Below are 26,878 nucleotides of genomic sequence, written 5' to 3'. Positions count from 1 at the left end.
TTTAGATTTAAAATGTAAACTGAGTTCCAAGAGTGATTGTACGCATAGGAGGTAAAGCCAAACCTTGCGTTTCAGGATCAAGTCCTTTGTATTTAGTAAAAGTTACCAAATTCTGGCCCTGAAGTGAAATACGAATACTCTGCAATATTTTTTGCGTAGCAGTATCTAAAGGGATCATGTAAGAAGCACTCACATTTTTAAGTTTGATGTACGAAGTATCTGTTATAGTGGCAGTAGAGCCTAAATAATTAAAGAAACTATTTTGAAAACCTGAACTCAAAACATTTCCTTGTGCCACATAATTATTATATTCATCAACCTGATAATTGCTAATGCTATACGGATAACCCGGTTGTGCTCCAGTAGTAGCCATTAAAGTAGTACCTTCCTGTTTTACAAACTGAAATAAAAAGTCTAATGAGAATTTTTTGTAACTAATTGTATTTGAGATTCCTCCGTAATATTTAGGATAAGTTGGCCCGTAATATTGTCTGTCGCCTCTGCCGGTCTCAGCAAGTCCGTTAGATATTCTGCCATCTCCGTTTACATCTTGAAACTGAGCAATTCCAGCATCATTTACACCTGTAAAAGTGTGTAAATATCGGCTGTTTAATGGTTTTCCAACGATATATTGCGTGTAATAGCTTGTAAATTCGATACCATCAAATCTGTTCAGTTTATTAGCATTGGTCGAAATATTAAAAGAAGTAGACCAATTTAGATTTTTAGTGTGAATGTTTGTTGTACCAAGAGTAAACTCCCATCCCGTGTTTTCAACCTCAGCCGGTAAATTTGCCGTGTATGATGTAAATCCTGCCTGAGAGCTAAGTGTATAACCCACCAATTGATTGCTGGATGTATTTTTATAATAAGCAGCAGTAAAGGAAACACGATCATTAAAGAAACTTAAATCAATAGCGGCTTCAAATTTCTTGGTTAATCCCCATTTAATGTTAGGGTTTTGAATTCTGGCAGCCGTCATAGATGGATTTCCATCACCATAAGTTCGAGTGTCAAAAGTATCGGCATATTGATAATCTCCAATTTCATCGCTTCCTATTTCTCCATAACTCGAGCGGATTTTTCCAAAGCTTAATACCGTAATATCTTTCATGAAATTTTCTTCTGTAAAAGCCCATGCTGCACCAATAGAACCAAAATTTCCAAAACGGTTGTTTGCTCCAAAACGAGACGAACCATCTCTTCTAAAATTGATATTCAAAATATATTTATTGGCAATATTGTAGTTAACTCTGCTAAAAAGAGAAATGTATTTGTATTCTGAACTGCCGTTGTAAACTGTTACATTTTCTGCAGTACCTAAATTTCCAATTAAATTATCTGAGCTGTAGCCGCTGGAATTTACATAAGAAGGCATTTCTGATTTTCTGTTTTGCCAGGAACCTCCAACCAAAGCAGATAAATTTCCTTTCCATAATTCAGTCGTATAATTCAGCTGAGGTTCTACACTAAAATTATTCGTGTTATTGGTCGAAACCGTATAGGATCTTGAAAAGTTCAAATCGTCACCGTTCGCTTCTGAATAGGCAAAATTACCAGACGATGCAGGCAAAGTTTGCTTGCTCTGCATTTGGGCTCTTCCGTAACCTAAATCTGTTTTAAAAGAAAATCCTTTTGCAATTTCATATTGTACACTGAAACTTGTAATCAGGTTTATTCCTTTATCATCTACTCTTTTGCCCAAAGCGCCAATAGGGTTGATGTCGCTAAAATAATCCGGTGACCAGTACAAGCTTCCGTCTGCATTATATAAAGGACGGTTTGGTGCAGTACCCACGGCATAAGTTGTAATATCAAAGAAAGGAAGTTTGTTATTATCTGTAGCAAAAATAACAGAGGCTCCTAATCTCAGTTTTTTATCCAGCGTAGTGTGGTTGACATTAAAGTTGGTAGAAAATTTATTATAACTAAAATCTCCCGGAACTACAGTGGTTTCTTTGTGATAAGCGGCACTTAAAAGGAAATTCGTAGTATCGCTTCCACCTTTTAACGAAGCCGAAAAATTATTAAAGTTTGCTGTCCCTCCAATTAATTTTTCCTGCCAGTTGGTTTGCGCATTCGGATCCCAGTCTGTAAGGGCAATACCATTGCTATCAACATCTGCAACATCGCCATTATTGTTCAAAGCTGTTTGCAGCATATTAAGATAAGCAGGCGTATCTAGTGTTTTTACCATATGTGCTACCTCAGAAACTCCTGAATTGGTAGTTACGGTAAATTCTGTTTCTCCTGATTTTCCTTTTTTGGTTGTAATAAGTACAACACCATTTGCTCCTCTTGAACCATAAATAGCCGTTGCATCAGCATCTTTCAAAATTTCGATGCTTTCAATATCATTCGGGTTGATAATATTAAGCGGACTTGTAGATTTTTGAGCGCCTCGTATTACATTATCCTGCTGTACCTGCTCTTTAATATCATCTCCAATATAAGGAACACCATCTACAATATAAAGCGGAAGATTATTTCCTGCGATAAAATTTCTGCCTCGAATACTAATGTTCATGTCACTTCCTGCATACCCGGAAGTCTGCGTTACAAAAACACCCGGAGTTCTTCCTTGTAAGGTTTGTAAAAGATTCGTTACAGGCTGTTTTTCAATATCTTCAGAGGTAATTTTAACTACAGATCCAGTTGCTGTTCTTTTAGTGGTTGTTCCATACCCAATAACTACAATCTCGTCTAGTTTAGCTAAATCAGGCTGCATTTTAATGGTTACAGATACTTGGTTTTCAACAGTAATATCCTGAGATTTATATCCTAAATAAGAGACTCTCAAAACGTGTTTTCCAGAAGGCAACTCAATATAAAATTGTCCGTCAAAATCGGATATTCCCTGTTTGTTTCCGCTCAAAAGTGTAACGGTTACGCCCGGCAACGGCAGACCATTTTCATCCAGCACTTTTCCTGCAAGCATATAATTTGCTTCGGCAGCATTTTCTTTTGCTAAATTGGTTTCTGTTTTGCTGCTTTCTTTTCTGTAAATCACAACATTTTTATCTACCTGTTTATAGACAAGGTTGCTGCCTTTTAATACATAATCGAGAATATCGCTTACAGATCTTCGTCCTTTTGGTGTATTTATTTTCGGAAAATCTTTAATAATCTGCGGTTGATACGCAAAAAGCAATCCCGTTTTATTTTCAATATTTTTAAATAAAGTCTTTATATTCTGGTTATGAAGCTCAATATCAACAGATATTGATTCTAAAGACTGACCGTTCATTTCATTTGCGAAAACCATGTGGGTGCCGCAGGTCAATAAGAAAATGTGGAATAAGCTGATTCGCATAATCTTGAGGGTTTTTTTTGACAGGTGAAATAAAGGTGCATTCTTTTCCCTATCAAACGTGGTTGTTTTACAGCGTAATTTCATAAATTTGCATGTTTTTTAATGGTTACTGGTATAATTATTAAGAATCGTGGCCATCTGGTGTAGGAGCTAGATGGCTTTTTTTTTGGTTTTATGCTATAGGCTAGTTTTTTTAAGGTTAATTATTAATAGATTTTTATTCGCAACCTTTTCCTTCCAGAACAATTGCGCCGTTTTTTGTATAGTGATATTCCGTTTCAATAACACTGCAGACTACTTTTAGAATATGATCCAGATCTTCATCATTTAGGAAACTGGCAGTAATTCGGCAATTTTTAATATTTTCGTTAGAAAGCGTAATAGGCACTTTATATTTTTGTGAAATAAGCGCAATCGCTTCTTCCATATTAATGTTATCCAGAATCAGGTATTTACTTTTCCATTCTACAACAGCCTCAGCATTTACTGTATTTTGTGTGTGATCAAGCGTGTTTTTATTTACCGTAATCTGCTGGTTTGGTGTAATTACACCGTATACTTTTTCGACATCGCCCACCTGTACTTTACCTCGGGTTACTGTAACTTCAATTTTGCCGGATTTGCTGTAAGCATTAATATTAAAAGCCGTACCTAAAACTTTGGTCTGTATTTTATCAGTATGTACGATAAACGGTTTTGTTTCATTTCGTTTAATGTCAAAATAAGCTTCTCCGGTTAAGGTTACTTCTCTGGTTTTAGTATTAAAAGTATTCTGATTGTATTCGATACTGCTGTTTTCGTTCAGTAAAATTGTACTTCCGTCAGTCAAATGAATAAGCTGTTTGCCGCTAAAAGCTAAAACCGGATTTACTTCCTCGGCTGTTTCAGATGTTGCTGTTTTTACAGGATCAGGCGTATTTGTATAAAAGAAAACACTTCTGATGGCGAATAAAATTGTAATCGCAGCTGCAATCGACAAGATTACGCGAATTGTTTTTTTAGATGATTTTTCACTAATCGGAATAACTTTCGTTGAAGGACTAGAAAGAATATATTTTAAAATACTATCACTTTTTTGAGTGTCTAAAGGATCCAAACCTTTATTCTCCTGAAGCAGCATAGTGATTTTTTCTTTGATGAAATCATCATGCATTCCATTACGAATAATTTCCATTAGCTGTTCTTTTTCTACTTCAGAAATTGTATTCTGTAAATAGCTTTCCAATAATTCTTCAAATACTTTTTGATGCATTTGCTTTGTAATTATGAGTTAATATTAGTTTTTTTATAAATGGTAAACCTGGGGAGTTTAAAATTTAAATGCCAAAAAGAAAAAAGGAAATTAAAAAAAGGGAAATTCCAAAATTTAAATTCCAAATTCCAAAAATTGAAATCTTTAAATTTATATTAGAAACTCTAAAACTAAACCCTAACATTGGAATTTGGAATTTAAATATTGGAATTTCCTTATTTCAATTCTTGTTCTTTATTATAAAGACGATTGAAAAAGAGGGAGGGAGTAGTTGAAAGTGAAAAAAATGTAAAAAAATCGTAAAAAAAATAATTTTGCGGTTTTCAAAGGTGTTTTTCCGAAGTAATTTAGATACTTGAAAACAAAAATAAAGACATAAAAAGATTCATGTAAGGCGAAATTTTAAAACGGACAAATTTCAAAGCCTGAGCCATGTGTTTTTTAACGGTTTCTGTAGAAATGCCTAAATTCTCTCCAATTTTCTGATGACTTAAACCTTCCATCTTCGCCATTTTGTAGATTTTTTGCTGCTGTGGCGGAAGCTGTTCAATAATCTGGTTTAAAATAACATTGTACTGATCGTCTTTAATTGCCGTATCAGTATCATCAGCAGCAATATTTTTATAAGTTATGTCAGAAGCCAGATTCGTTTCGCGGGCTGTTTTTTTGATCATATCAAAAATATGATTGCGGGAAATAATGAAAAGATAATTTTCAAAATTGGTTATTTCGGCTGCCTTTTCCTGATTCTGCCAAATTTTTAAAAATACATCCTGAACAGCCTCTTCAGCCAGGACTTTTGATTTTGTTATTTTTAAAGCCGTACCGTAAACCAAATTTTTATAACGATTGTATAATTCCGTAAAAGCCAGCTCGCTTCCCTGAGATAACTCATGAAGAAGTTTATTTTCGTCAAAACTGGAGTTTAAAGACATAATCAGAATGATTTATTCACTTTAGCAATATTATTAATTTTTTGGATACTCAAATATTCTTTATTTCTAATCGCCTCTATAAATGCTGAATTGTTAATTTATAAGCAAGAAATCTTTAATTTTTTAAAAAACGGAATATTCTTTTGCAGAAGATTCAAATATTTGTAAATCTGTGTTTAGTGAATTGTAGGTTAAGTCTTGTTTTAATTGAGAATTAGTAAAGATTTAAATTGAAAATAAGTCATTTTTTGAAGAATCTTTAGAAATTAATTACAGAATTGATTTAATTGAAAGTGAAGGAATTGTAAACGATATTTTATCATTTTAAAAAGGGCTTAAAATCAAAAAAAATATTTTGTTATCATTTAATTACTAAGTTTGGATTTAAATTAAAACCCATGAGAAACAAAATTATACTACTTTTTATAGCTTACAGCGGAGTTGTTTTTGCACAGGCAATTAAAAAACCTCTGGTAAGTGCGATAACCATAAAGGATTTAAAAACAGATATGTACGAAATGGCCGGCGATCATTTTAACGGTCGCGAAGCCGGAACTTTAGACGAATTAAAAGTGTCGATGTGGCTGGCCAATAAAGCCAAAGAAGCCGGAATGTCGCCAGCCGGAGATGATGGAACTTTTTTTCAGTTTTTTGATTTATACAGACATCAGGTTACCGCAAATACAATCTTCAAAATAGGGCAGAAACAGTTCAAATTGTGGAGCGAAGTTTTAATAGCCGAAACTACCAATATCAAAGTCAATGCTCCGTTAATTTATTTAGGAACTTCATCAACTCAGGAAATTGACAAAATTGATATTAAGGGAAAAGCCGTTGTTTTATTAGCTTCAAAAGAAGGAATTCCAGATGAGATTTCGCTTTTTGACAGACGTTATCCAGGACTTGTAAAACAAAAATATTATGAATTTTTAATTCAGAAAGGAGCCGTTGCACTTATTATTGTAGCCGATGAATTGGGAGAAAAAAGCTGGTCGCAGGTTGAGCCGCAAATGACAAGAGGCGTTTACGGAATTCAAGGTTTTAGAGATAAAATTCCGGTGCCGCCAAGAATGCCTGTTTTTTGGCTGCACAACGATCAGTTAGAATTTCTAAAAAACTCAAAAGATAATTTAGCTGCCGAAGTCGTTTCAGAAACCTACAAATATCCCTCTGTAAATGTGGTTGGAAAAATTGAAGGAACTGATGCTAAATTGAAAAATGAATATGTACTTTTTAGCGGACATCAGGATCATGATGGCGTGAGACAAAAATACGGTCAGGATTCTATTTACAATGGTGCAGACGATAATGCAAGTACGTGTGTAGCGATGCTGGCTATGGCAAGAGCCTACAAAAAGCAACCCGGAAAAAGAACAGCTTTATTTGTTTTTCACGGAGCCGAAGAACGTGGTTTATTAGGATCCAGCTGGTATGCAGAACATCCTACAGTTCCTGAAAAAGATATTGTTGCGGTTTTAAACGGAGACATGATTGGTCGAAATAATGTGAATCAGGCAGCCCTTTTAGGTTCGACTCCGCCACACGAAAATTCCTCAGATTTGGTTGCAATTGCGAAAAAAGCCAATGACGAAGGTCCGAAATTTGAATTGGATAAATTATGGGACAAACCAGAACATCCGGAGTATTTTTTCTTCCGTTCAGACCATTTACCATATGTACGCAAAGGAATTCCGGCTGTATTTTTTACCAGTGTTTTGCACAATCAATACCACACACCAATGGATGAATCTGAAAACATTGACTATACAAAACTCCACAAAATGACAGAATGGATGTACCGCACCGGATGGATTTTATCGAATGATGCAAACAGACCAAAACTTTTACCAAAGGTGGATTTGGAACGATGATAAATTGTTTTTTTTATTAAAATGAGGCTTTCTAAATTTTAGAAGGCCTTTTTTTATTTCATTACTTAAAGACAGAATTTAATTGTCTCTTTTTATTTATAAATATGCTAATTAATAAAAAAATAACATAAAAAAAAGAATGCTTATGTTGTTTAAGTACTTGTTAATTAAGTGGTTATTTGTATTTAATTAAATTCTAATGTTATTCTAATGTTGCGCTTTCAATTTAGTTTTAACTTGCGCACCCACGAAAAAATGGTATAAAAATCAGCTTAAATAAGAGCGGTTTTGTATACAAAATGAGATCTGTTTTTTTGGGTAAAAAGTAAATTTAGAAACGATAGAATGCTGAACAAAATTAAAAATAGTCTTTTATGCAAATGCCTTCAGGTGTTGCTGATTGGGTACTTTTTAATGAGCAGTATGAACATGTCTAATAGTCTGAGCCAAATCATTAAAGAAAATACAGAACAGGATTCTATTAAAGGAATGACCTGTAATTTTCTAAAAAAGATTTTTAAATGTGACGGTATTACCGAAGAAAAAAATGATTTTGAATCTAAAGATGCAAAGACTGCTAAAGTTGCAAAAGGTATTCCTTCATTAGATTATTTAATTCCTTTAAGTGCTTCATTGCCTGATTTATATATTAAAACAGGGACTAAAGGAAAAAATTATATAAATAACCCGATTTTTACTTTCGGTTTTCATGGCAAAATTCATTTGCCTCCTCCTCAATTCATAGTATAAATACTCTTTTTTTTTCGGATTAGAAGCAATTCTAAAATCCTTTATATGGCATTTGCCGTATATATTATCTATCTATTAATCTTGTATTTATATATAAATTCATGACACCATTTAAACGTTTTATTAATTTACTAAAACTAGATAAACGCGACGTATATCAAATTATTTTTTACGCTGCTTTTGCCGGTTTGGTCAACCTTTCGCTGCCGTTAGGAATCCAGGCTATTATAAACTTTATACAAAGCGGTCAGCTTAGTGTTTCCTGGATTGTACTTGTATTTTTAGTTACTGTCGGAGTAGGATTTGGAGGTGTTCTCGTTATTTTACAGCTTCGAATTGTGGAGAATTTGCAACAGCGAATTTTTGTGCGATCTTCATTTGAATTTGCTTACAGAATGCCTTTAATCAAATTTAAGGAAATGTACTCTGAATATGCACCCGAAAAAGCAAACCGCTTTTTTGATACTTTAATGGTACAAAAAGGAACCGCAAAACTTTTATTAGACTTTTGTACCGCTTTTTTGCAGGTAGGTCTTGGGATTATATTATTGGTTTTATACCATTCTTTCTTTACCGTAATTGGGCTTTTCTTTATCGCCATTTTATATATCATTTTTAAATTTTCATACAGAGACGGTCTTGAAACCAGTCTTAACGAATCGAAATTTAAATACAAAGTTGCGGCCTGGCTTCAGGAAATAGCACGCAACCGCGAAAGCTTCCGCAAAAAAGGAAGTTTCGAATATGCTCTCGAAAGAAATGACAGTTACGTAAGTCAATACGTCAATTACCGCGAAAAACACTTTCAGGTAATGAAAAAACAATACATTCAGCTTACTATTTTTAAAGTAATAGTTACGGCTGCCCTGTTGTCGATTGGTGGTTTTCTGGTAATTCACCATCAAATGAACATTGGGCAGTTTGTAGCTGCTGAAATTGTTATCGTATTATTAATCAATTCTGTAGAAAAAATAATCTTCGGTTTGGAATCTTTTTATGATGTGCTGACTTCTGTAGAGAAAATTGGTCAGGTAACAGATATGGAAATATCCTGTATCCCGAAAACAGCAACAGTAACCGAAACCGGAATTACAATCGAAACCGAAAGTATTGCCTATAATTATCCGGGTTATAATAAAAAATCACTCAAAAATATTAATCTGAAGATCGCTCAGGGCGAAAAAATAGTATTACGAGGAACAAACGGAGCCGGAAAAAGTACCTTATTACGTTTACTTTCCGGTTTACTTGAGCCTGAAAGTGGTGCTATGTATGTGACAGATAATTACATGAACCGTCTTGACGAAGATGCATACAGAGCGCAGGCCGGAACTTTCCTGCAGGGCGATACGCTTTTTGCCGGAACCATTAGAGAGAACATTCTTTTTGGAAATAAAGCCATTAATAATGATGATTTAAAATGGGCATTGGATAATGTTTGCCTTACTCCGTATATCAAAACTTTTCCAAACGGACTTGAAAACCAGATTCATCCGGGTGGGGGAGAACTTTCGGCGTCCGATATTCAAAAAATATTGTTGGCACGAAGCATTGTTCACAAACCTAATATATTGTTTCTAGAAGATCCTGTTGATAAAATGGACGAACTGACTTCGGGTAAAATCATTGATTTTTTACTTTCTGAAGAAAATAACTGGACGGTAATTGTGACTTCTAAAAATGATATTTGGATGGACAAATGCGACCGTATGATCACGATTGATGACGGAAAAATTATTAACGACATAAAGCTTTAATCATGCTCAATATATCTAAAGATAATAATATACTCATAACTCCGGGACAATACGCTTCTATTACCAGCGTTGCCCGCAGACCACATTATAAAATTTTAAACAGGGTAATAGTTGGTTTTTTACTATTTGCTGTTGCCTGTCTTTTTCTACCGTGGACTCAGAATATTTCAGGAAGCGGTTCAGTTACAACTTTAAAACCGGATCAAAGACCTCAGACCGTCCATAATGCCATTGCCGGAAGAATCGAAAAATGGTACGTTCAGGAAGGTGATTATGTAAAAAAAGGAGATACGATTTTGTTTATTTCTGAAACCAAAGAAGATTATTTAGATCCAAATTTGGTTGGAAATACAAAAGATCAGGTTGATGCCAAAAAAATGGCAGTAGAATCGTATGGTGATAAAGTAAACTCACTTGATGTTCAGGCACAGTCGCTTAATACAGAAAGAGAATTAAAACTACAACAGGCTCAGAATAAAATAAAACAGGCGCACTTAAAAATTAAAAGTGACAGTATGGATCTTGAGGCCGTAAAAACGCAATTAAGAATCGCTACTACTCAATTTAATCGTTCGACAGCACTTAACAAAGAAGGTTTAAAACCACTTACAGATGTCGAACAAAAAAGATTAAAACTTCAGGAATCTGAAGCGTATATCATTACGCAGCAAAATAAATTGTTGAGCAGTAAAAACGAACTGATCAATGCAAAAGTCGAAATAAATAGAATTACAGCCGAATATGCTGAGAAAATTTCGAAATCAAAAAGCGATAAGTTTACTGCTTTAAGTACGCAATATGATACTAAAGCCCAGGTCAATAAACTGCAAAATCAATATGTAAACTATAGTTTAAGAAACGGCATGTATTATATTACGGCTCCGCAAAGCGGTTACGTAAATCGTGCTTTATTGGCGGGTCTTGGGGAAACAATTAAAGAAGGAACTCCGGTTGTAAGTATTATGCCATCAAGCTATGATATTGCGGTAGAAACTTATGTAGATCCTATCGATCTTCCGTTGGTGCATCGTGGTGCAAAAGTTAGAGTTTGGTTTGATGGATGGCCAAGAATTGTATTTTCGGGCTGGCCGGGTTTATCTTATGGAACTTTTGGAGGAAGAATTGTAGCGATTGAAAACTTTATAAGTGCCAACGGAAAATACAGAGTGCTTATTTCTCCAGATGGTAAAGATCAAAAATGGCCAAAAGAATTGAGTATTGGAGCCGGGGCACAAAGTATCGCCTTATTAGAAACAGTTTCTGTATGGTATGAAATATGGCGTAACCTAAATGGTTTTCCGCCAAATTATTATAAGTCAGATGAAAAAGCAGCAAATGGAAAAGAGAAAAAATAAAATAAGATACGTTGTGTTTTCTTTTTTGTTTTTCCTTGGTTTTTTACATTCATACAGTCAGGATTTTAACAAAGAAGAACTAAGCTACAGCGAATTTTTAGGATACGTAAAAAAATACCACCCGCTGGTAAAACAAGCCAATCTTGAAGTAAGTAATGCGCAGGCAAAACTTATGGTGGCGCGTGGTGGTTTTGATCCAAAGATTGAAATAGATTACAATAAAAAAGAATTTAAAGGAACAGAATATTATTCGCTTTTAAACAGCAGTTTCAAAATTCCAACTTGGTACGGAATTGAAGTTAAAGCCGGATTTGATGATACAGACGGGCAATATTACAACCCGCAAAATCGTACACCGGATGCCGGATTAACTTCTCTTGGAATTAGTGTGGCTCTAGGGCAGGGAATGTTCATCAACCAGCGTATGGCCGATGTAAGAGAAGGTAAACTACAGATAAAATTAAGCGATGCCGAACGAAAATTAAAAGCGATAGCTGTTTTATACAAAGCAAGTGAGGCTTATTTTGAATGGAGGAAAAGCTTTAACGAAGCCGAGCTTTATAAAAATTATCTGGGCTTTGCAAGTACCCGTTTTGAAGGCGTAAAAAAACTGATCGAACTTGGTGATTCTCCCGCAATTGATAGTGTCGAAGCTAAAATTACTGTACGAAACAGGCAATTGAATGTTGAAAACGGAAACTTGAAATTGGCAAAAGCCAGACTTAATCTTTCAAATTATTTATGGATTGAAAATGTTCCGGTAGAATTGGAAGATCATGTAAAACCGGAACAAAACTTAATTGAAACTGTTGAAGAAACGCTAAAAACAGATGCAATGATGGTAAATGTTGAAACATTGGAATCACATCCTAAAATACAAGCTTTAGAGACTAAATTATCCATATTGGAAATCAACAGAAAATTGAAAGCAAATTCGCTTTTGCCAAAGGTTAATGTAGGCTACAATTACATTTCTGAACCTGTTTATTTTGATTCTTTTAATGCCGATGATTACAAATTTAATATCGATTTCAGCATTCCGATTTTTTTGAGAAAAGAACGCGGAAGCTTAAAATTGGCTAAACTAAAAATACAGGATCTAAAGTTTGATATCGATCAGCAAAGACTAGAACTTAAAAACAAAATAAAAGCGCAGCAAACTGAAATTACATCTTTAAAAAAGCAAAAAGAAGTTATTGACAGTCTGGTAAAAGATTATTTGACAATGCTAAACTCTGAAGAGAAATTATTTTCATTTGGTGAAAGCTCCATTTTCCTGATCAATTCTAGAGAGAATAATTTGGTGAGTGCAAAACTGTCTCAAATTGGTATTGAAAACCAGTTTTATATTTCAAATGCCGAGTTGTATAAGATATTGGCAAATCCGGATTAATTTATTTTTTAATAGTTAATTGTTTAAAGAGAAACCTGTAAATTTTTTATTTGCAGGTTTTTTTATATAACTCATTTATAGGTAAAAATCTTAAGTAACAAACCAATTAAAACCACAACAATAGATTTTATCTATCAAAGTAGATTGATATAATATTCATAACGCATACATCCTTTTTATTTTGTTTGTAAATTAGTAGTATCGAAAATTATACAAAAACAAAAAAAATAAAAAATTTGTAAATCATGGAAAATCAATCAAATGACATCAGTAAGTGCCCTTTTCATAATGGCAGTATGGATAATGCAGCTGCAACAGGCACAAAAAACCGTGACTGGTGGCCCAATCAGTTAAAGGTAAGTATCCTGCGACAGCATTCGCCACTTTCAGATCCTATGAATAAAGACTTCAATTATGCAGAAGCATTTAAAAGTCTTGATCTTGAAGCAGTAAAAAAAGATTTGCATGCACTTATGACAGATTCGCAAGATTGGTGGCCGGCAGACTTTGGTCATTACGGAGGTTTATTCATTCGAATGGCATGGCATAGCGCAGGAACTTATCGTGTGCAGGATGGCCGCGGTGGAGCAGGTGCAGGGCAACAACGTTTTGCTCCTCTAAATAGTTGGCCGGATAACGTAAGTCTTGATAAAGCAAGAAGACTTTTATGGCCTATTAAACAGAAATACGGACAAAAAATTTCATGGGCAGATTTAATGATATTAACCGGAAATGTAGCTTTAGAATCTATGGGCTTTAAAACTTTCGGTTTTGCGGGAGGACGCGCTGATGTATGGGAACCGGATGAAGCTGTTTATTGGGGTTCGGAAACTACATGGCTAGGCGGAGATGAACGTTATAGTGATGGTTCTGAAGGAGTACCAAAAGATCATGGCGTTGTATCTTCTGATGATGATGCAGATGGTCATGTTCACTCCAGAAATTTAGAAAATCCTCTTGCTGCTGTACAAATGGGACTTATATATGTAAACCCTGAAGGCCCTGACGGAAATCCTGATCCAATCGCTGCAGCCAAAGATATTAGAGACACTTTTAGTCGTATGGCGATGGATGATGAAGAAACTGTAGCATTAATTGCCGGAGGACATACATTTGGAAAAACCCACGGTGCAGCTTCTTCTGATCACGTAGGGAAAGAGCCTGAGGCATCAGGTCTTGAATTACAGGGATTTGGCTGGCAAAATAGTTTTGGTTCCGGAAAAGGCGCCGATGCAATTACAAGTGGATTAGAAGTTACGTGGACAAAAACTCCAACGCAATGGAGTAATAATTTCTTCGAAAATTTATTTGGTTTTGAATGGGAGCTTTCTAAAAGTCCTGCCGGCGCGCATCAATGGGTAGCAAAAAATGCAGAAGCGATTATTCCGGATGCTTTTGACAGTAGTAAAAAACATTTGCCAACAATGCTTACTACCGATTTATCATTAAGATTAGATCCTGCTTATGAAAAAATATCACGTCGTTTTCTTGAAAATCCTGATGAATTTGCAGACGCTTTTGCACGCGCATGGTTTAAGCTAACACACAGAGATATGGGACCTCGCGAACGTTATTTAGGACCTGAAGTTCCGCAGGAAGAATTGTTATGGCAAGATCCTATTCCAGAAGTAAACCATACCTTAATTGATGAAAATGATATTGCTCAATTAAAACAAAAAATAGTAAATACAGGATTAAGCACATCTCAATTGGTTTCGACTGCGTGGGCTTCGGCATCTACCTTTAGAGGATCAGATAAACGTGGAGGTGCAAACGGTGGGCGTATAAAACTGGCTCCGCAAAAAGACTGGCAAGTAAATAATCCTGCACAACTAAAACAGGTTTTGGACAAACTTGAAGGTATTAAAGCAGAATTTGATGCAGCGCAAGTAAACAAAAAAGTTTCACTAGCCGATTTAATCGTTTTGGCAGGTTGCGCCGGTGTAGAAAAAGCAACAGGAAATACAGTTAGAGTGCCTTTTACACCAGGTCGTATGGATGCGTCTCAGGAACAAACAGATGTTGAATCATTTGGATATTTAGAACCTAAAGCAGACGGTTTTAGAAATTACAGAAAAACAAGATCAACAGTTTCTACAGAAGAGCTTCTTATTGATAAAGCAAATTTATTAACACTTACACCACCAGAATTGACTGTGCTTTTAGGAGGTTTACGTGTGTTGGATATTAATACAGATGGAAGTAAGAATGGAGTTTTTACACATCGTCCGGGTCAGTTAACTAATGATTTCTTTATAAACTTGCTTGATATGAATACCCAATGGAAAGCAGTATCAAATGATAAAGAACTTTATGCAGGAAACGATCGTAATACAGGTCAGCCAAAATGGATTGGAACTCGTGCAGATCTTGTTTTTGGATCTAATTCAGAATTAAGAGCAATAGCAGAAGTATACGCAAGTGCTGATGCTCAGGAAAAATTTGTAAACGACTTTGTTGCAATATGGAATAAAGTAATGAATTTAGACAGGTTTGATTTAGCAAAATAAACGTTGTTAAACATCAAAAAAAGAGGAGATTCATATCTCCTCTTTTTGTTTTTATCTTAAAAAAACACTTCTATCGTAGTTCCGTTTCCTATGTCAGATATTATTTTTAATTTTCCTTCTAATGCAGTGGTTCTCTCCTCAATATTTTTTAATCCAATACCATATTTTACTTTTTCGATATTAAATCCATTTCCGTTATCCCAAATCCGAATCGTAATTTTATCTCCGGTTTTTAATAGCATTATATAACATCTTTCGGCATTCGAATATTTATTGATGTTTTGCAAAGCTTCCTGAATAATGCGGTAAATATGTATTTTGTTTATGCTTGATACAGAAAACCAATCTATATATTTATCTACCGATACATCAAACTTTGTGTTAAACTGATTTTTTTGAGATTCAACAAGGTTTGTCACTATTTCGGGAAAACTCTTATCTTCAAAAAGCAGGTTTTGTGTTAAATTATGCGAAACTCGCCTTATTTCATTCTCTGTTTTTTCAAGTTCCTTAACCAATAGCTCTTTTTTATCTGTTTGAATTGAATCTAGTTGAATAAGATTGAATCGGGTAGTAAAAACACTATTCACAATGCCATCATGTAATTCCATTGCAATACGATTTCGTTCCTCATTGCGGGCCAATTCTGTTTCAGATTGCTGCTGTAACATCAACTGGTATATCTTTTCATTTGCTTCCTGTTGTTCTTTAATATAAAACAGTTCTTTATTTTTTGATTTCAAGCGATATATTATAAAAAACACAAATGAAAAAAGAATTACAATGCCAAAACCAATAATAATATAGCTGTTTCTTTTAGATAAAATTTCATTTTTTTCTTCAACCTGATCTGTTTCAAAAGCAATTCTTGCAAATTGATTTTTTGTTATTCTTTCTACTTTTTGCAGGCTGTCATCAATTTTTAAATACTGATTTGTATAAAACGTCTTGTTTTTGAAGTCATTCTCCATCAACAATTTTAAAGATTGAATAGTTAATTCATTAGATTTTATTTTTTGGGATAATTCAAATCCTTGCTTAATATAATTTAACGCTTTTACAGTATCTTTTTTAAATAGAAAATATTGCCCAATATTAATTTTATTAGATATCATAATGGGTTTTATATCAAGACTATCGCTTACTCTTAACGATTCGCTCAACAGTTGATATACATTCGTATAATTTCCTGTTTTCATTTGAGAATGCCCAAGATTATCCAGCAGCATTGCATACGATTTTGGATAATTTTGTTTTAAATCCTTGATTTGTAAAGCAGTATTATATAATTGTATTGCTTTTTTATGATTGTTTAGTTTTTCATAAATCCGGCCCATATTATTGCAGCAGGAAATTCTCGATTTAATAATTTTTTCCTTTGGATAATTTTCTTTTTCAAGCTGATTTAATTGCTTTAGAGCGAGGTTGAAATATCGTAATGAATTAGAGCAGTCATTAACTTCATTCAATGAAATAGCCAACAAAACATAAGATTCATAGATTAATCGTGTATTGGTAGTTTTCGAAAGAAGCCTTAAAGCGCTTACAGCTTCAATTTCACTTTCAGAAAAAATTCCGGCATCAAATAAAATTCCGGCTTTGTATAATTGTGTTCTTCCTGAATTTAAAGTGTCATTTTTTATTTTGTATAGTCTTTCAGACTGCGAATAATAACTAAAAGCACTATCTAATTGCGATTTTTGTTCATAATAATCGCCAAAAAAATAGAGTGCTTTTGCAATATGAGTAGTATCATCCTGTTTTAGTCCAAGATTGTAAACTTTTTTAACAGCAGTTAAAAATTTTTCATATTGGCCAATATTGTAATACTTGCTGGCAACTTTAAAATACAGATTTCTGGTAACAGAATCATTTTCATATTTTGATAAATAATTATAAATAGTATCTACTATTTTTTCTTTACTATCATTTTTAAATGTTTCTGAATCAGTATTTTTTAAAGCTTCAATTACTGCTTTTTTAAATTTGCTGGAATGATTTTTTTTGTGGCATGCTATAATTAAAAACAACAACAACAAGAATATTTTAGATTTTATCTTCAATGTCTTCGGAAAAAGTTTACCCAAAAATAGATATTAATAACCAGATAATTAGAAACATTATCTGGTTATTATAAAAATATTACCCTTGATTTTTATCTTTATCAGATATCTCAAGTAGATTTTGAGGAGTTGTACTATTTAAACTGTCAGTAGTTACCGATGGCAAAATTTGGTTCTTGTTTATTAAATTTTCTGTTTTCCCCTCTTCCAAATTGTCAGTAGAGCAAGAAGAAATGACAATCATAGCCGCAATAGAGCCAATAGCAAATAATAGCTTTTTCATAAAAAGTAATGAATTAAATAATTAGTAAATAATATCTGGGGCAGTCTTCCTTTCGGAATTACCTTTTTGAAAAGCCGGGAAGTGACAATTCTAATTATTGAAAATGACATTACTTAAAAGCAACATTTTCCCCACTTTCAATAATTATTTTGGTTGATTATAATGGCAAATAAACAGGAAAAAAGAGGTTTGATATTTAGTTTTTGCCTTGCTTATAGTGACCCTGTTGATTACAATAGTTTAAGGCATAATCGAAGTGGTGAAAGGGATCATTTAAAATAAAAGGACTATTTTATTCGTTTTTAGATAGAGGAAGCGGTATCTTCTAAATGTTTATTTTTCTGATTATAGAATCGACATTATCTTTATAAGTAAGTGAAAAAGGGAGTATTTCGTTGTAATTTAGGTAGCATTTTGATTTGCTGAAATGTATTCTGGAAACATGATTAATGTTTACGATATAGCTTTTATGAATTCGTAGAAAGTAAAAGGGCAATGTACTTTCAAAATGTTTTAAAGTTTTATAGGCATTAACCGTTTTTCCGTTATCCATTTGAATATCAGTTGTGTTATTGTCTGCTTTTAAATAAGTTACATTTTGCAGCGCCACAAAATGATAATCACTATAAGATTTAATGCAAATACTTGTTGCAAGGTGTACAGGGGTTTTCTTTTCAAATTTAAACAGCAATTTTCCTAAGTCATGCAACTGTAATGACTCTACGATATAATCAGAAAATCCGGATTGTATTGCTTCAAACGCGTAATTTGATGATTCTGCCAAAGCAACAAAATAAGGTAGGGATTCTACATATTGAAATAATTCTGCAATGGTTTTAAAAAGTACAGTTCGCTCTTCAGCTTTTGCAGGAATCTGTACAATTACCAATTGTGGTTTTAGTTTTATGATTTGGTTTATTGCCATTTCATTATCTTTGGCTACACCGGCACAAAAATAATTAGGAAAATTCTCAAAAAGTTCTAAGGTTTTTTTAGCATTGGAGGCATTGTCATCAATAATAAGAAAGGAAAACCGCATAAATTATACTAATAATAAGAAAGCGCAATCTAGAAAAGTTTAAATTTTCACTGTTGCAGAAAAACTGCCTATTTTGTTAAAGTTAAATTTTAATTAATGAATATACTTGTAGTAGATGATCATCCGATGACTGTAGAGGGCTATATTAATGCACTTGCAGGGGATTCTTTTGCCTCAAATAAACCACATTTCACAAAAGCTCATAACTGTGAAGAAGCTTATTTTGCTATTACCAAAAGTATCGCTGCAAAACAATCTTTTGACATCGCCATAGTTGATAAAGGATTACCTGCTTATGAAGAAAAATCTATCTTTTCGGGCAGTAATTTAGTTTTGTACATTAAAGAAGTTATGCCAAACTGCAAAACTATTATGATTACGGCACATACCGAGATAATTATCGTTTACGATATTGCAAAAAAAGTCCGCCCGGAAGGTTTAATTATAAAAAATGATATCACTCCGGAGAAATTGCAGGAAGCAGTATCAGACGTAATGCAAGGCAAACAATATCAAAGCCCGACCGCAAAAAAATGTATCAATGAAATTTGGAAAAAAGAATTGATGGTCGAAGATTACAACCGTCAGATTATATTTTATTTATCCAAAGGCTTTAAAATAAAAGAACTTGATGGTGTTATTTGTTTGACAACAAGCGCTATTCAAAAACGTATTCTCCGCATGAAAAAAGTCTTTGACGTAACTGATGATTCCGGATTAGTGAAAGAAGCAATAAAACAAGGATTTATTTAAGTCCACTTCACGATTTTAACATATTTTACTTATAAATAACCTTCTTTGTTAAAGGTTGTTTGCGATATGTCAGCATTCCATTTCTTCTTTATAAGTTTGGTAAGAGTTATTTAAAATTAACGAAAGGAATGTGCACTTTGGATTAATTTCTGAGATTTGAGATAGTTTTTAACTATTTATTAATCATCAAAAAAACCTTAGATAAAAAAAATAAGCCTAAAAGATGTTAAAAATGCATTTAACAGAGACGAAATGAGAATAATTTCCGGGGGGTCATTTTCTTGTTATTGTAACGGATCTTACGACGGTCAATCTGGATCAGTTTCAGATTGCGTTGGTAGATGCTAATCTGCTAAAATGCAATATTTGATGATTAAGGCTGATTTATTTCAGCCTTAATCTATTAGAATCATATTTTAATTTAGAAAATAGAATGAAAAAATAATTATGGATTGATGTAGTTTTGCCAAAAAAGCTTGAAACTTCATATCATAAAGCCATTCCGTTTCAGCAGGAAATGTCAGGAACCGCAGAGATTATTACCGAAGATTTAAGATTAGCAGAAAGATTGTTATATCAGTTTCGTGATATTTTTAGAACATAAACATGCACACTGCTAAACTTTTAAAACTTATTTAAAAACAAAAAGCCTGTAAACATTGAGTTTACAGGCTTTTTTGTGGACTTGATGGGATTACAATCGAACCTAAATATGTGAAGCTTTCTATTTTCTACATTCCTAGTTTTAAAAGCGGGGTGTGCCATGATTTTGCCACAATTCAGAATGATGGTAATTGAAATAATAGGCAAATTTGACATTTGTAATTCTTTTATAGCATTATATATTTGAAATTGAATTGGTTTCAAATTATAATATGCAACAAAGTCCTAAAATTTTGGACAATAGTTAATCGTAATTTTAGATTGCCTATTATATAATAAGTAGCAATTTAAATTTATAAAACAACTATAAAGCTGTAATTATGCGAACTAATTTCCAAGAGCTATTAAGTAAATTTGCTAAAAGTACTGTAATAGTAATTATTGTGGTAACAACAGTATTTATTCCTTTTCAAAATACCAATGCACAAACCACTAAGAAACCAAATATTTTAATAATATTCGGTGATGATATTGGGCAGTCAAATATAAGTGCCTATACCCATGGTTTGATGGGATATGAAACTCCTAATATTGACCGCTTGGCAAAAGAAGGAATAATGTTTAATGATTATTATGCAGAAAACAGCTGTACGGCGGGTAGGTCTACTCTTATTACCGGACAAAGCTGTTATCGTACAGGATTATCGAAAGTAGGTATGCCAGGTGCACCCATTGGCTTACAGGCACGAGATATTACTATCGCTCAGGCACTCAAGCCTCTGGGATATGCTACAGGGCAATTCGGAAAAAACCATTTGGGTGATTTGAACAAATATTTGCCAACAGTTCATGGATTTGATGAATTTTTTGGAAATCTTTATCATTTGAATGCAGAAGAAGAACCAGAAGATCCAAGTTATCCATATAAAGATTCAGCTTTTGTAAAGTCATACATGGTAAGAGGAGTATTGAAATGCAGAGCAACAGATAAAGATGATCCAACAGTTGATCCACGCTTTGGAAGAGTTGGTAAACAAATTATCGAAGATTCAGGGCCTCTGACTAAAAAACGAATGGAGACAATTGATGATGAAACTTTTGGAGCAGCGATCGATTTTATTAAAAGACAAAATGCCGACGGAAAACCATTCTTCTGCTGGATGAATGCAACGCGTATGCATGCCTTTACCCATGTTAGAGAATCTCTTCGAGGAAAAAGCGGTATGCCTGATAACGAATATGCCGATGGTATGCTCGAACATGATGGGGATGTAGGTCTAATATTGAAAGCTTTAGATGATTTAGGAATTGCAGACAATACAATTGTTATTTATACGACAGATAATGGACCAAACATGTTCAGCTGGCCAGATGCGGCGATGTCTCCATTTAGAAGTGAGAAAGATTCTAATTGGGAAGGCGCTTTCCGTGTACCTGCCTTTGTGCGTTGGTCAGGTCATATTCCTGCCGGAAAAACTTCCAATGAAATAGTTTCAGGACTAGATTGGTTTCCAACAGTACTTGCTGCTGCGGGAGAACCAACAATAAAAGAAAAACTTTTAACGAGCTATAAATCACAGGGTACTAACTTCAAAGTGCATTTAGATGGTTTTAATCAGCTGCCATATCTTACAGGACAACAGCCAAAATCTGCAAGAAATGAGTTTTATTATTTTAATGACGATGCTGAATTAGTTTCAATGAGAATGGGAGATTGGAAAATCGTTTTTCAAGAACAAAGGACGCAAGGTGGTTTTGGGATATGGGCAAATCCGTTTACTCCGCTTCGTGTTCCAAAATTGTTTAATCTACGCCAAGATCCCTACGAGAGAGCTGATATTACCTCTTTCGTCTATGAAAAATGGTGGGGAACTAAAATGTTTATAGTAGCAGAAGGAATTCAAAAAGGAGCCGTATTTTTAGAATCGTTTGTTAGTTATCCTCCAAGTCAGGATCCTGCAAGTTTCTCGATTAATGCTATAAGCGAAAGAGTAAAAGATCAAATTAAAATGATCCATACACAACAAATGGCTTTAAAAAAATAAATTATCTTGATTTGATTTGTATTTTGAATGTACCTCAAATCAATTTTAGTTAACTCATTGCTGAAAATTTAACTTCTGGAAGTGAAATTAACTTAATGCATATTTTTGTATTGAAAGATAGTTTCTACTGATTAATACTGTAAAGAGATGTTTTTAATTTGTAAGAGAGAGTTCTCGAATTGTTTTTATAATTTTTATTAACAATAAAAACATCAACTAAATTGTCAACTAAAAAACAAAAAGCCTGTAAACAATAAGTTTACAGGCTTTTTTGTGGAGTCGCCGGGAATCGAACCCGGGTCCAAACAAGCAACTAAAGAGCTTTCTACACGTTTATTTCCTGATTGGATTTTCGATGTTAAGCTAGGTCAGGAACAACCACTCAACACTTATCTTCTTAATTTCGATATCCACCCGAAGCTCATGGAAATCTAGGTTTATTTTTACGGTTCCCCTGTACTGACCGCCACAAACCAAGGCTTTCAAGGAGAATCCAGCTTCCCTATCTGATAGGGACGTGGCTAATCTTACTATAATTCAGATTATGCAGCTAAAGCGTAGTTATTTTCGCCGTGTAAAAGTGTAAGATCTTATATTTACGAGCAAGGTCTCAATGCTCGACGTGCTTACTTTCCAATTCGACTTGCTGTCAAAACCAGTCGACCCCAAAAATGAGTTTGCAAATTTATACTTTTTGACGTTAGATAAATAATAAATTTCACTTAAAATTTTTATTATTCTTCATCTTTAAAAACAAACGGATAATCGCCAAAAATTGGTGCCAGTTTACGAACTGCATACGTCTTTCTGGTCATTTTGTTTGAAAGCGCAATAATGGTTACATTTTCTTTCATCAACGGAACATAAGATGAGGTATTTCCGTGCCACCAGCCATTATGGAAATAATAATTTTGTCCCGAATCCCAATTGATCATTCTGATTCCAAGACCGTAATTTTTTGTTCCTTTGCGTTCATTACTATAACCTGTATAAACTTCTTTTAGTAATTCAGGTTTTAAAAAACCAGGTGCATTTCTTGCTCTGTCAAATTTTAAAAGATCTCTTACAGTAGAAAATATATTTTTATCTCCATATACATTATCCAGATAATCAAAACCAATTTCTACGCCATTCCCTTTATAAGAAGGTACAATGTTTTTTCGATCCTTGTCATCGTCAAAAACGTACGTATGTGTCATTCCTAATGGTTTAAAAATCATTTCAGACATTGCTTCTTTATATTTTAAACCTGTAACTTTTTCAATAATAAGAGCCAGCATGGCATAATTAGTATTGCAATAGCTAAAACGAGTTCCCGTTGGTGCTTCCAGACCAATGTTTTTAGTTGCCAGGATATCAAGAATATCCTGATTAGTTAATTGATTATGTCTGTCCCAAACTGATTTATCATGATCTGTAAAATACGCATAGTTTCGCATCCCGGTTCTATGGGATAATAACATTCTAATGGTACAATTTTCGTAGGGAAATGTTTTTAAAATTGTATTTACTTTTTGGTCCAAATCAATTTTACCTGCATTTACAAGTTTTAGAACAGCCGTAGCAGTCAATACTTTACTTACAGAAGCAATCTGTACAGATGTTTCTGCTGTAATTTTTGTTCCTTCGTTTTTATTGGCAAATCCGTTATATCTTTCAAAAATAATCTGACCATTTCTCGCTACCAGAAAACTTCCGTTCATGCTATTATTAGGCCAGTTTTTATTGTAAAAATGATTTATTCTTCCTGTAACTGAGTTTACATAATTTGCCGGAAGTCTTTTTTCAGGACCGGCCGGTTTCATTTTAGGTAATGTATCTTCTACTGTGACAGTTGGTTTTTGTGTCGTGGCTTTTTCTTTTCCGCATGAAGCGAAAACTAAAATTAGGAAAAGTATTTGTGGTATATTTGTTTTTTTAAGGAGGCTCATTTTCATCATTCTTTAAAACAAATATATAGAATTCAATAATTATGTTTTTGTTTTTTCATCCTCTGAAGAAACTTTTTTTAACATTATCTTAACTTCTTTTTTTGTTAGTCGATTGTGCATCAGTGGTTAGCGTTATAAAAATGTTTGAAATCAGAAAAAATCAACAAAATTTTAACTTATTTTGTTATATTTGAAACAAATTGAATCTAAAAAGTTATATTAATACTTATCTTAATCTTATATAAATGAAATTTGGAATTATAAAAGAAAGAAAAAACCCACCAGACAGACGTGTAGTATTTGCTCCGGGTGAACTTGCAAAATTAAAACAGCTTTATCATGATGCTACCGTGGAGGTAGAAAGCTCAGATATTAGAATTTTTTCCGACATTCAATATAAAAGTTTAGGGATTACTATTACAGATGATGTATCAAATTGTGATGTTTTATTTGGTGTCAAAGAAGTCCCGGTTGAAAATTTAATTCCAAATAAAGCATACTTCTTTTTTTCGCACACAATTAAGAAACAACCTTATAATCAGAAACTACTAAAAGCAATTTTAGAAAAAAACATTGATTTGTATGATCATGAAACTATAGTTGATGAGCATAATCGCCGTTTAATAGGTTTTGGAAAGTATGCCGGAATGGTTGGTGTTTATAACGGAATTCGTGCTTTCGGAATAAAATTTGAACTTTTCAAGCTTCCAAAAGCGGAAACTCTTGCCGGAAAAGATGATTTAATTAAACATCTAAAGCGTATTACAATCCCAGCTTTGAAGTTTGTCGTTACCGGAACAGGAAAAGTAGGTTCCGGGACCAAAGAAATTCTGGATGCGATTAAAATAAAAGAAATCACAGTCGAAAATTATCTAACAAAGAACTATACGCAAGCGGTATATGTTCAGCTGGATGTTTTAGAATATAACAAACGAATTGATGGTCAAGCTCTTGATTTTAATGATTTTGTAGAGCATCCTGAAGCTTATGTTTCTGATTTTGAAAAATTCACTAAAGTTTCAGATATTTATTTTGCAGGTCATTTTCACGCAAGTGGCGCTCCGATGATTTTAACCAAAGAAATGCTGAATGCCAGCGATTGTAAAGTAAAAGTAGTGGCAGATATTTCTTGTGACGTAAACGGACCAATTGCCAGTACGCTGCGTTCTTCGACCATTGAAGAACCTATATATGGTTATTTTCCTTTAGAAGATAAAGAGGTAGATGTTTTTCACCCTGCTGCGGTTGTGGTTATGGCAGTTGATAATTTGCCATGCGAAATTCCAAAAGATGCAAGTGAAGGTTTTGGTGAACAGTTTATGGAACATGTTATTCCGGCCTTTTTTAACGGAGACAAAGACGGAATTCTTAAGCGTGCTAAAATTACCGAAAACGGAAAGTTAACGCCAAGATTTGCCTATTTACAAGACTACGTTGACGGGAAGTAAAAAAAGTTTCAAGTTTCAGGTTTCAAGTTAAAAAGCGGTATAAAACTTTTAAAGTTTTATACCGCTTTTTGTTATTCAAATAGTTTGTAGTTAGTTCTGCGATCCAGAACGTGAAACCTGAAACTTGAAACTTTTTTAAATAAAAAATCTAAACCATCTCCTCCGGTTTCACCCAGGCGTCAAAATCGTCTGGAGTTACATAACCCAAACGAACGGCTTCGTCTTTTAGTGTAGTTCCGTTTTTGTGTGCGGTTTGAGCGATTTCTGCCGCTTTATAATAACCAATTTTAGTATTTAAAGCCGTAACAAGCATTAATGAATTATCAACTAATTCTTTGATGCGTTTGTAGTTAGGCTCAATTCCCTGAGCGCAATGTTCGTCGAATGAAACACAAGCATCTCCTAATAATCGCGCAGATTGAAGGAAATTAGCAGCCATAACAGGTTTAAAAACATTCAGTTCATAATGTCCCTGCATTCCGCCAACGGCAATTGCCATATCATTTCCAATAACCTGAGCACAAACCATAGTTAAAGCTTCACATTGTGTTGGATTCACTTTTCCAGGCATGATAGAAGATCCGGGCTCGTTCTCTGGAATATGAATTTCACCAATTCCTGAACGTGGACCAGAAGCCAGCATTCTAACATCGTTGGCGATTTTATTTAAAGAAACAGCCAATTGTTTTAGCGCACCGTGCGTTTCAACAATGGCATCGTGAGCAGCCAAAGCTTCAAATTTATTCTCTGCAGTTACAAAAGGATGATTGGTAAATTGTGCAATATATTCGGCCACTTTTACGTCGTAACCTTTTGGAGTATTAAGTCCGGTTCCAACGGCAGTTCCGCCTAATGCAATTTCAGATAAATGGGCTAAAGTGTTTTTTAAAGCTTTTAATCCGAATGCCAATTGAGCAGCGTAGCCTGAAATTTCCTGTCCTAATGTTAAAGGTGTTGCATCCATAAGGTGCGTACGTCCAATTTTTACAACATCCTTAAATTCTTTCGCTTTCGCGGATAAAGTAGCGTGTAATTTTTCGACCCCGGGAATTGTAGTTTCTACAATCATTTTGTAAGCTGCAATATGCATTCCGGTTGGGAAAGTATCGTTTGATGACTGCGATTTATTAACATCATCGTTTGCTTTTATAAATTGTTCGCCTTCACCAATTTCAAAACCTTTAAGAACCTGAGCACGGTTTGCAATTACTTCATTTACGTTCATATTACTTTGCGTTCCTGAACCGGTCTGCCAAATTACAAGAGGAAATTGATCGTCTAATTTTCCTTCTAAAATTTCATCGCAAACCGCTGCAATAGCATCTCTTTTTTCTATTGGCAAAACACCTAAATCATGATTGGCATAAGCGGCCGCTTTTTTAAGATATGCAAAACCTTCTATGATTTCTTGTGGCATAGATGCCGATGGACCAATTTTGAAATTATTTCTGGAACGTTCTGTTTGTGCACCCCAATATTTATCGGCTGGGACCTGTACCTCACCCATGGTGTCTTTTTCTATTCTGTATTTCATTTTGTTGTATATATGATTATTGTTTGTTGTTTGTTGTGGTGTA

The 26,878-nt window shown here is 34.0% G+C and carries 19 protein-coding genes and 1 other RNA gene; 11 read left to right on the top strand and 9 right to left on the bottom strand.

From position 1 onward, the window contains the following. Nucleotides 1–7: 7 nt before the first annotated feature. From BUE22_RS12450 to BUE22_RS12435, 3 genes are all read right to left on the bottom strand, one after another. Nucleotides 8–3,265: a SusC/RagA family TonB-linked outer membrane protein gene (locus tag BUE22_RS12450; protein ID WP_208611231.1), complete on the bottom strand. Its 3,258-nt coding sequence runs from the start codon at nucleotides 3,263–3,265 to the stop codon at nucleotides 8–10. A gap of 265 nt (nucleotides 3,266–3,530) precedes the next feature. Next, nucleotides 3,531–4,565, bottom strand: a complete 1,035-nt coding sequence (locus tag BUE22_RS12445) for a FecR family protein (RefSeq protein WP_073395303.1) — start codon at nucleotides 4,563–4,565, stop codon at nucleotides 3,531–3,533. A gap of 347 nt (nucleotides 4,566–4,912) precedes the next feature. Next, nucleotides 4,913–5,500 (bottom strand): RNA polymerase sigma factor, encoded by a 588-nt coding sequence (locus BUE22_RS12435; RefSeq protein WP_073395301.1) that lies wholly within the window; start codon nucleotides 5,498–5,500, stop codon nucleotides 4,913–4,915. 398 nt (nucleotides 5,501–5,898) lie between these two features. Here BUE22_RS12435 and BUE22_RS12430 point away from each other — a divergent pair, with 398 nt between their 5' ends. The 6 genes from BUE22_RS12430 (at nucleotide 5,899) to katG (ending at nucleotide 15,136) form a co-directional block, all read left to right on the top strand. Then, nucleotides 5,899–7,371 (top strand): M28 family metallopeptidase, encoded by a 1,473-nt coding sequence (locus tag BUE22_RS12430; RefSeq protein ID WP_073395300.1) that lies wholly within the window; start codon nucleotides 5,899–5,901, stop codon nucleotides 7,369–7,371. A 345-nt stretch (nucleotides 7,372–7,716) separates the two neighbouring features. After that, the gene (locus BUE22_RS12425; protein WP_073395299.1) at nucleotides 7,717–8,121 is read left to right on the top strand and encodes a hypothetical protein; all 405 of its coding nucleotides are present in this window, start codon (nucleotides 7,717–7,719) and stop codon (nucleotides 8,119–8,121) included. Nucleotides 8,122–8,222: 101 nt separating this feature from the next. Beyond that, the gene (locus tag BUE22_RS12420) at nucleotides 8,223–9,878 is read left to right on the top strand and encodes a peptidase domain-containing ABC transporter (protein WP_073395298.1); all 1,656 of its coding nucleotides are present in this window, start codon (nucleotides 8,223–8,225) and stop codon (nucleotides 9,876–9,878) included. Nucleotides 9,879–9,880: 2 nt separating this feature from the next. Next, on the top strand, nucleotides 9,881–11,233 hold the full coding sequence (locus tag BUE22_RS12415; protein WP_042563141.1) for an HlyD family secretion protein: 1,353 nt from the start codon (nucleotides 9,881–9,883) through the stop codon (nucleotides 11,231–11,233). Then, nucleotides 11,214–12,626, top strand: a complete 1,413-nt coding sequence (locus BUE22_RS12410; RefSeq protein WP_073395504.1) for a TolC family protein — start codon at nucleotides 11,214–11,216, stop codon at nucleotides 12,624–12,626. Before BUE22_RS12415 ends, BUE22_RS12410 begins: the two co-directional genes overlap by 20 nt. Before the next feature lie 245 nt (nucleotides 12,627–12,871). Next, nucleotides 12,872–15,136 carry a catalase/peroxidase HPI gene (gene katG / locus BUE22_RS12405; RefSeq protein WP_073395297.1) on the top strand — a complete coding sequence of 755 codons (2,265 nt, stop codon included), beginning with the start codon at nucleotides 12,872–12,874 and terminating at the stop codon, nucleotides 15,134–15,136. 56 nt (nucleotides 15,137–15,192) lie between these two features. On the opposite strand, the gene BUE22_RS12400 is transcribed toward katG, so the two are convergent. The 3 genes from BUE22_RS12400 to BUE22_RS12390 all read right to left on the bottom strand — a co-directional run bounded on the left by BUE22_RS12400 (nucleotide 15,193) and on the right by BUE22_RS12390 (nucleotide 18,521). Continuing rightward, nucleotides 15,193–17,166, bottom strand: coding sequence for an ATP-binding protein (locus BUE22_RS12400; protein WP_073395296.1), 1,974 nt, complete (start codon nucleotides 17,164–17,166; stop codon nucleotides 15,193–15,195). A gap of 112 nt (nucleotides 17,167–17,278) precedes the next feature. Continuing rightward, on the bottom strand, nucleotides 17,279–17,482 hold the full coding sequence (locus tag BUE22_RS12395) for a hypothetical protein (RefSeq protein WP_042563139.1): 204 nt from the start codon (nucleotides 17,480–17,482) through the stop codon (nucleotides 17,279–17,281). A 325-nt stretch (nucleotides 17,483–17,807) separates the two neighbouring features. Continuing rightward, on the bottom strand, nucleotides 17,808–18,521 hold the full coding sequence (locus BUE22_RS12390; RefSeq protein ID WP_073395295.1) for a LytR/AlgR family response regulator transcription factor: 714 nt from the start codon (nucleotides 18,519–18,521) through the stop codon (nucleotides 17,808–17,810). 96 nt (nucleotides 18,522–18,617) lie between these two features. Between BUE22_RS12390 and BUE22_RS12385 the strand changes: the two genes are divergently transcribed. From BUE22_RS12385 to BUE22_RS12370, 4 genes are all read left to right on the top strand, one after another. Then, on the top strand, nucleotides 18,618–19,274 hold the full coding sequence (locus tag BUE22_RS12385) for a response regulator (RefSeq protein ID WP_073395294.1): 657 nt from the start codon (nucleotides 18,618–18,620) through the stop codon (nucleotides 19,272–19,274). A gap of 201 nt (nucleotides 19,275–19,475) precedes the next feature. Further along, entirely contained in the window at nucleotides 19,476–19,622 is a 147-nt protein-coding gene (locus BUE22_RS24070; protein ID WP_124020524.1) for a TIGR04149 family rSAM-modified RiPP, read from the top strand. Between the two features lie 115 nt (nucleotides 19,623–19,737). Further along, nucleotides 19,738–19,878, top strand: a complete 141-nt coding sequence (locus BUE22_RS12375) for a hypothetical protein (RefSeq protein ID WP_394332800.1) — start codon at nucleotides 19,738–19,740, stop codon at nucleotides 19,876–19,878. 379 nt (nucleotides 19,879–20,257) lie between these two features. After that, on the top strand, nucleotides 20,258–21,922 hold the full coding sequence (locus BUE22_RS12370; protein ID WP_073395293.1) for an arylsulfatase: 1,665 nt from the start codon (nucleotides 20,258–20,260) through the stop codon (nucleotides 21,920–21,922). 271 nt (nucleotides 21,923–22,193) lie between these two features. On the opposite strand, the gene ssrA is transcribed toward BUE22_RS12370, so the two are convergent. Further along, nucleotides 22,194–22,589, bottom strand: a transfer-messenger RNA (tmRNA) gene (gene ssrA / locus BUE22_RS12365). 67 nt (nucleotides 22,590–22,656) lie between these two features. Continuing rightward, the gene (locus BUE22_RS12360) at nucleotides 22,657–23,859 is read right to left on the bottom strand and encodes a serine hydrolase domain-containing protein (protein WP_073395292.1); all 1,203 of its coding nucleotides are present in this window, start codon (nucleotides 23,857–23,859) and stop codon (nucleotides 22,657–22,659) included. A 239-nt stretch (nucleotides 23,860–24,098) separates the two neighbouring features. Between BUE22_RS12360 and BUE22_RS12355 the strand changes: the two genes are divergently transcribed. After that, on the top strand, nucleotides 24,099–25,301 hold the full coding sequence (locus BUE22_RS12355; RefSeq protein ID WP_073395291.1) for an NAD(P)-dependent oxidoreductase: 1,203 nt from the start codon (nucleotides 24,099–24,101) through the stop codon (nucleotides 25,299–25,301). A 148-nt stretch (nucleotides 25,302–25,449) separates the two neighbouring features. Here the strand turns inward: BUE22_RS12355 and fumC are convergent, their stop codons facing one another. Then, the gene (fumC, locus tag BUE22_RS12350; protein ID WP_073395290.1) at nucleotides 25,450–26,835 is read right to left on the bottom strand and encodes a class II fumarate hydratase; all 1,386 of its coding nucleotides are present in this window, start codon (nucleotides 26,833–26,835) and stop codon (nucleotides 25,450–25,452) included. Between the last annotated feature and the right edge of the window lie 43 nt (nucleotides 26,836–26,878).

The sequence above is a fragment of the Flavobacterium pectinovorum genome, from assembly GCF_900142715.1.
GTDB lineage: Bacteria > Bacteroidota > Bacteroidia > Flavobacteriales > Flavobacteriaceae > Flavobacterium > Flavobacterium pectinovorum.
The sequence above is the reverse complement of the archived record's forward strand: the minus strand, read 5'-3'. Positions and strand labels throughout refer to the sequence as shown.

What these genes read in the sequence shown, in the direction of transcription:
- BUE22_RS12360 (WP_073395292.1), bottom strand. Translation starts at nt 23,859, where the DNA reads ATGAAAATGAGCCTCCTTAAAAAAACAAATATACCACAAATACTTTTC.
- BUE22_RS12385 (WP_073395294.1), top strand. Translation starts at nt 18,618, where the DNA reads ATGAATATACTTGTAGTAGATGATCATCCGATGACTGTAGAGGGCTAT.
- BUE22_RS12415 (WP_042563141.1), top strand. Translation starts at nt 9,881, where the DNA reads ATGCTCAATATATCTAAAGATAATAATATACTCATAACTCCGGGACAA.
- BUE22_RS12370 (WP_073395293.1), top strand. Translation starts at nt 20,258, where the DNA reads ATGCGAACTAATTTCCAAGAGCTATTAAGTAAATTTGCTAAAAGTACT.
- BUE22_RS12395 (WP_042563139.1), bottom strand. Translation starts at nt 17,482, where the DNA reads ATGAAAAAGCTATTATTTGCTATTGGCTCTATTGCGGCTATGATTGTC.
- BUE22_RS12390 (WP_073395295.1), bottom strand. Translation starts at nt 18,521, where the DNA reads ATGCGGTTTTCCTTTCTTATTATTGATGACAATGCCTCCAATGCTAAA.
- BUE22_RS12450 (WP_208611231.1), bottom strand. Translation starts at nt 3,265, where the DNA reads ATGGTTTTCGCAAATGAAATGAACGGTCAGTCTTTAGAATCAATATCT.
- BUE22_RS12445 (WP_073395303.1), bottom strand. Translation starts at nt 4,565, where the DNA reads ATGCATCAAAAAGTATTTGAAGAATTATTGGAAAGCTATTTACAGAAT.
- BUE22_RS12420 (WP_073395298.1), top strand. Translation starts at nt 8,223, where the DNA reads ATGACACCATTTAAACGTTTTATTAATTTACTAAAACTAGATAAACGC.
- BUE22_RS12355 (WP_073395291.1), top strand. Translation starts at nt 24,099, where the DNA reads ATGAAATTTGGAATTATAAAAGAAAGAAAAAACCCACCAGACAGACGT.
- katG (WP_073395297.1), top strand. Translation starts at nt 12,872, where the DNA reads ATGGAAAATCAATCAAATGACATCAGTAAGTGCCCTTTTCATAATGGC.
- BUE22_RS12430 (WP_073395300.1), top strand. Translation starts at nt 5,899, where the DNA reads ATGAGAAACAAAATTATACTACTTTTTATAGCTTACAGCGGAGTTGTT.
- BUE22_RS12410 (WP_073395504.1), top strand. Translation starts at nt 11,214, where the DNA reads ATGGAAAAGAGAAAAAATAAAATAAGATACGTTGTGTTTTCTTTTTTG.
- fumC (WP_073395290.1), bottom strand. Translation starts at nt 26,835, where the DNA reads ATGAAATACAGAATAGAAAAAGACACCATGGGTGAGGTACAGGTCCCA.
- BUE22_RS12435 (WP_073395301.1), bottom strand. Translation starts at nt 5,500, where the DNA reads ATGTCTTTAAACTCCAGTTTTGACGAAAATAAACTTCTTCATGAGTTA.
- BUE22_RS12425 (WP_073395299.1), top strand. Translation starts at nt 7,717, where the DNA reads ATGCTGAACAAAATTAAAAATAGTCTTTTATGCAAATGCCTTCAGGTG.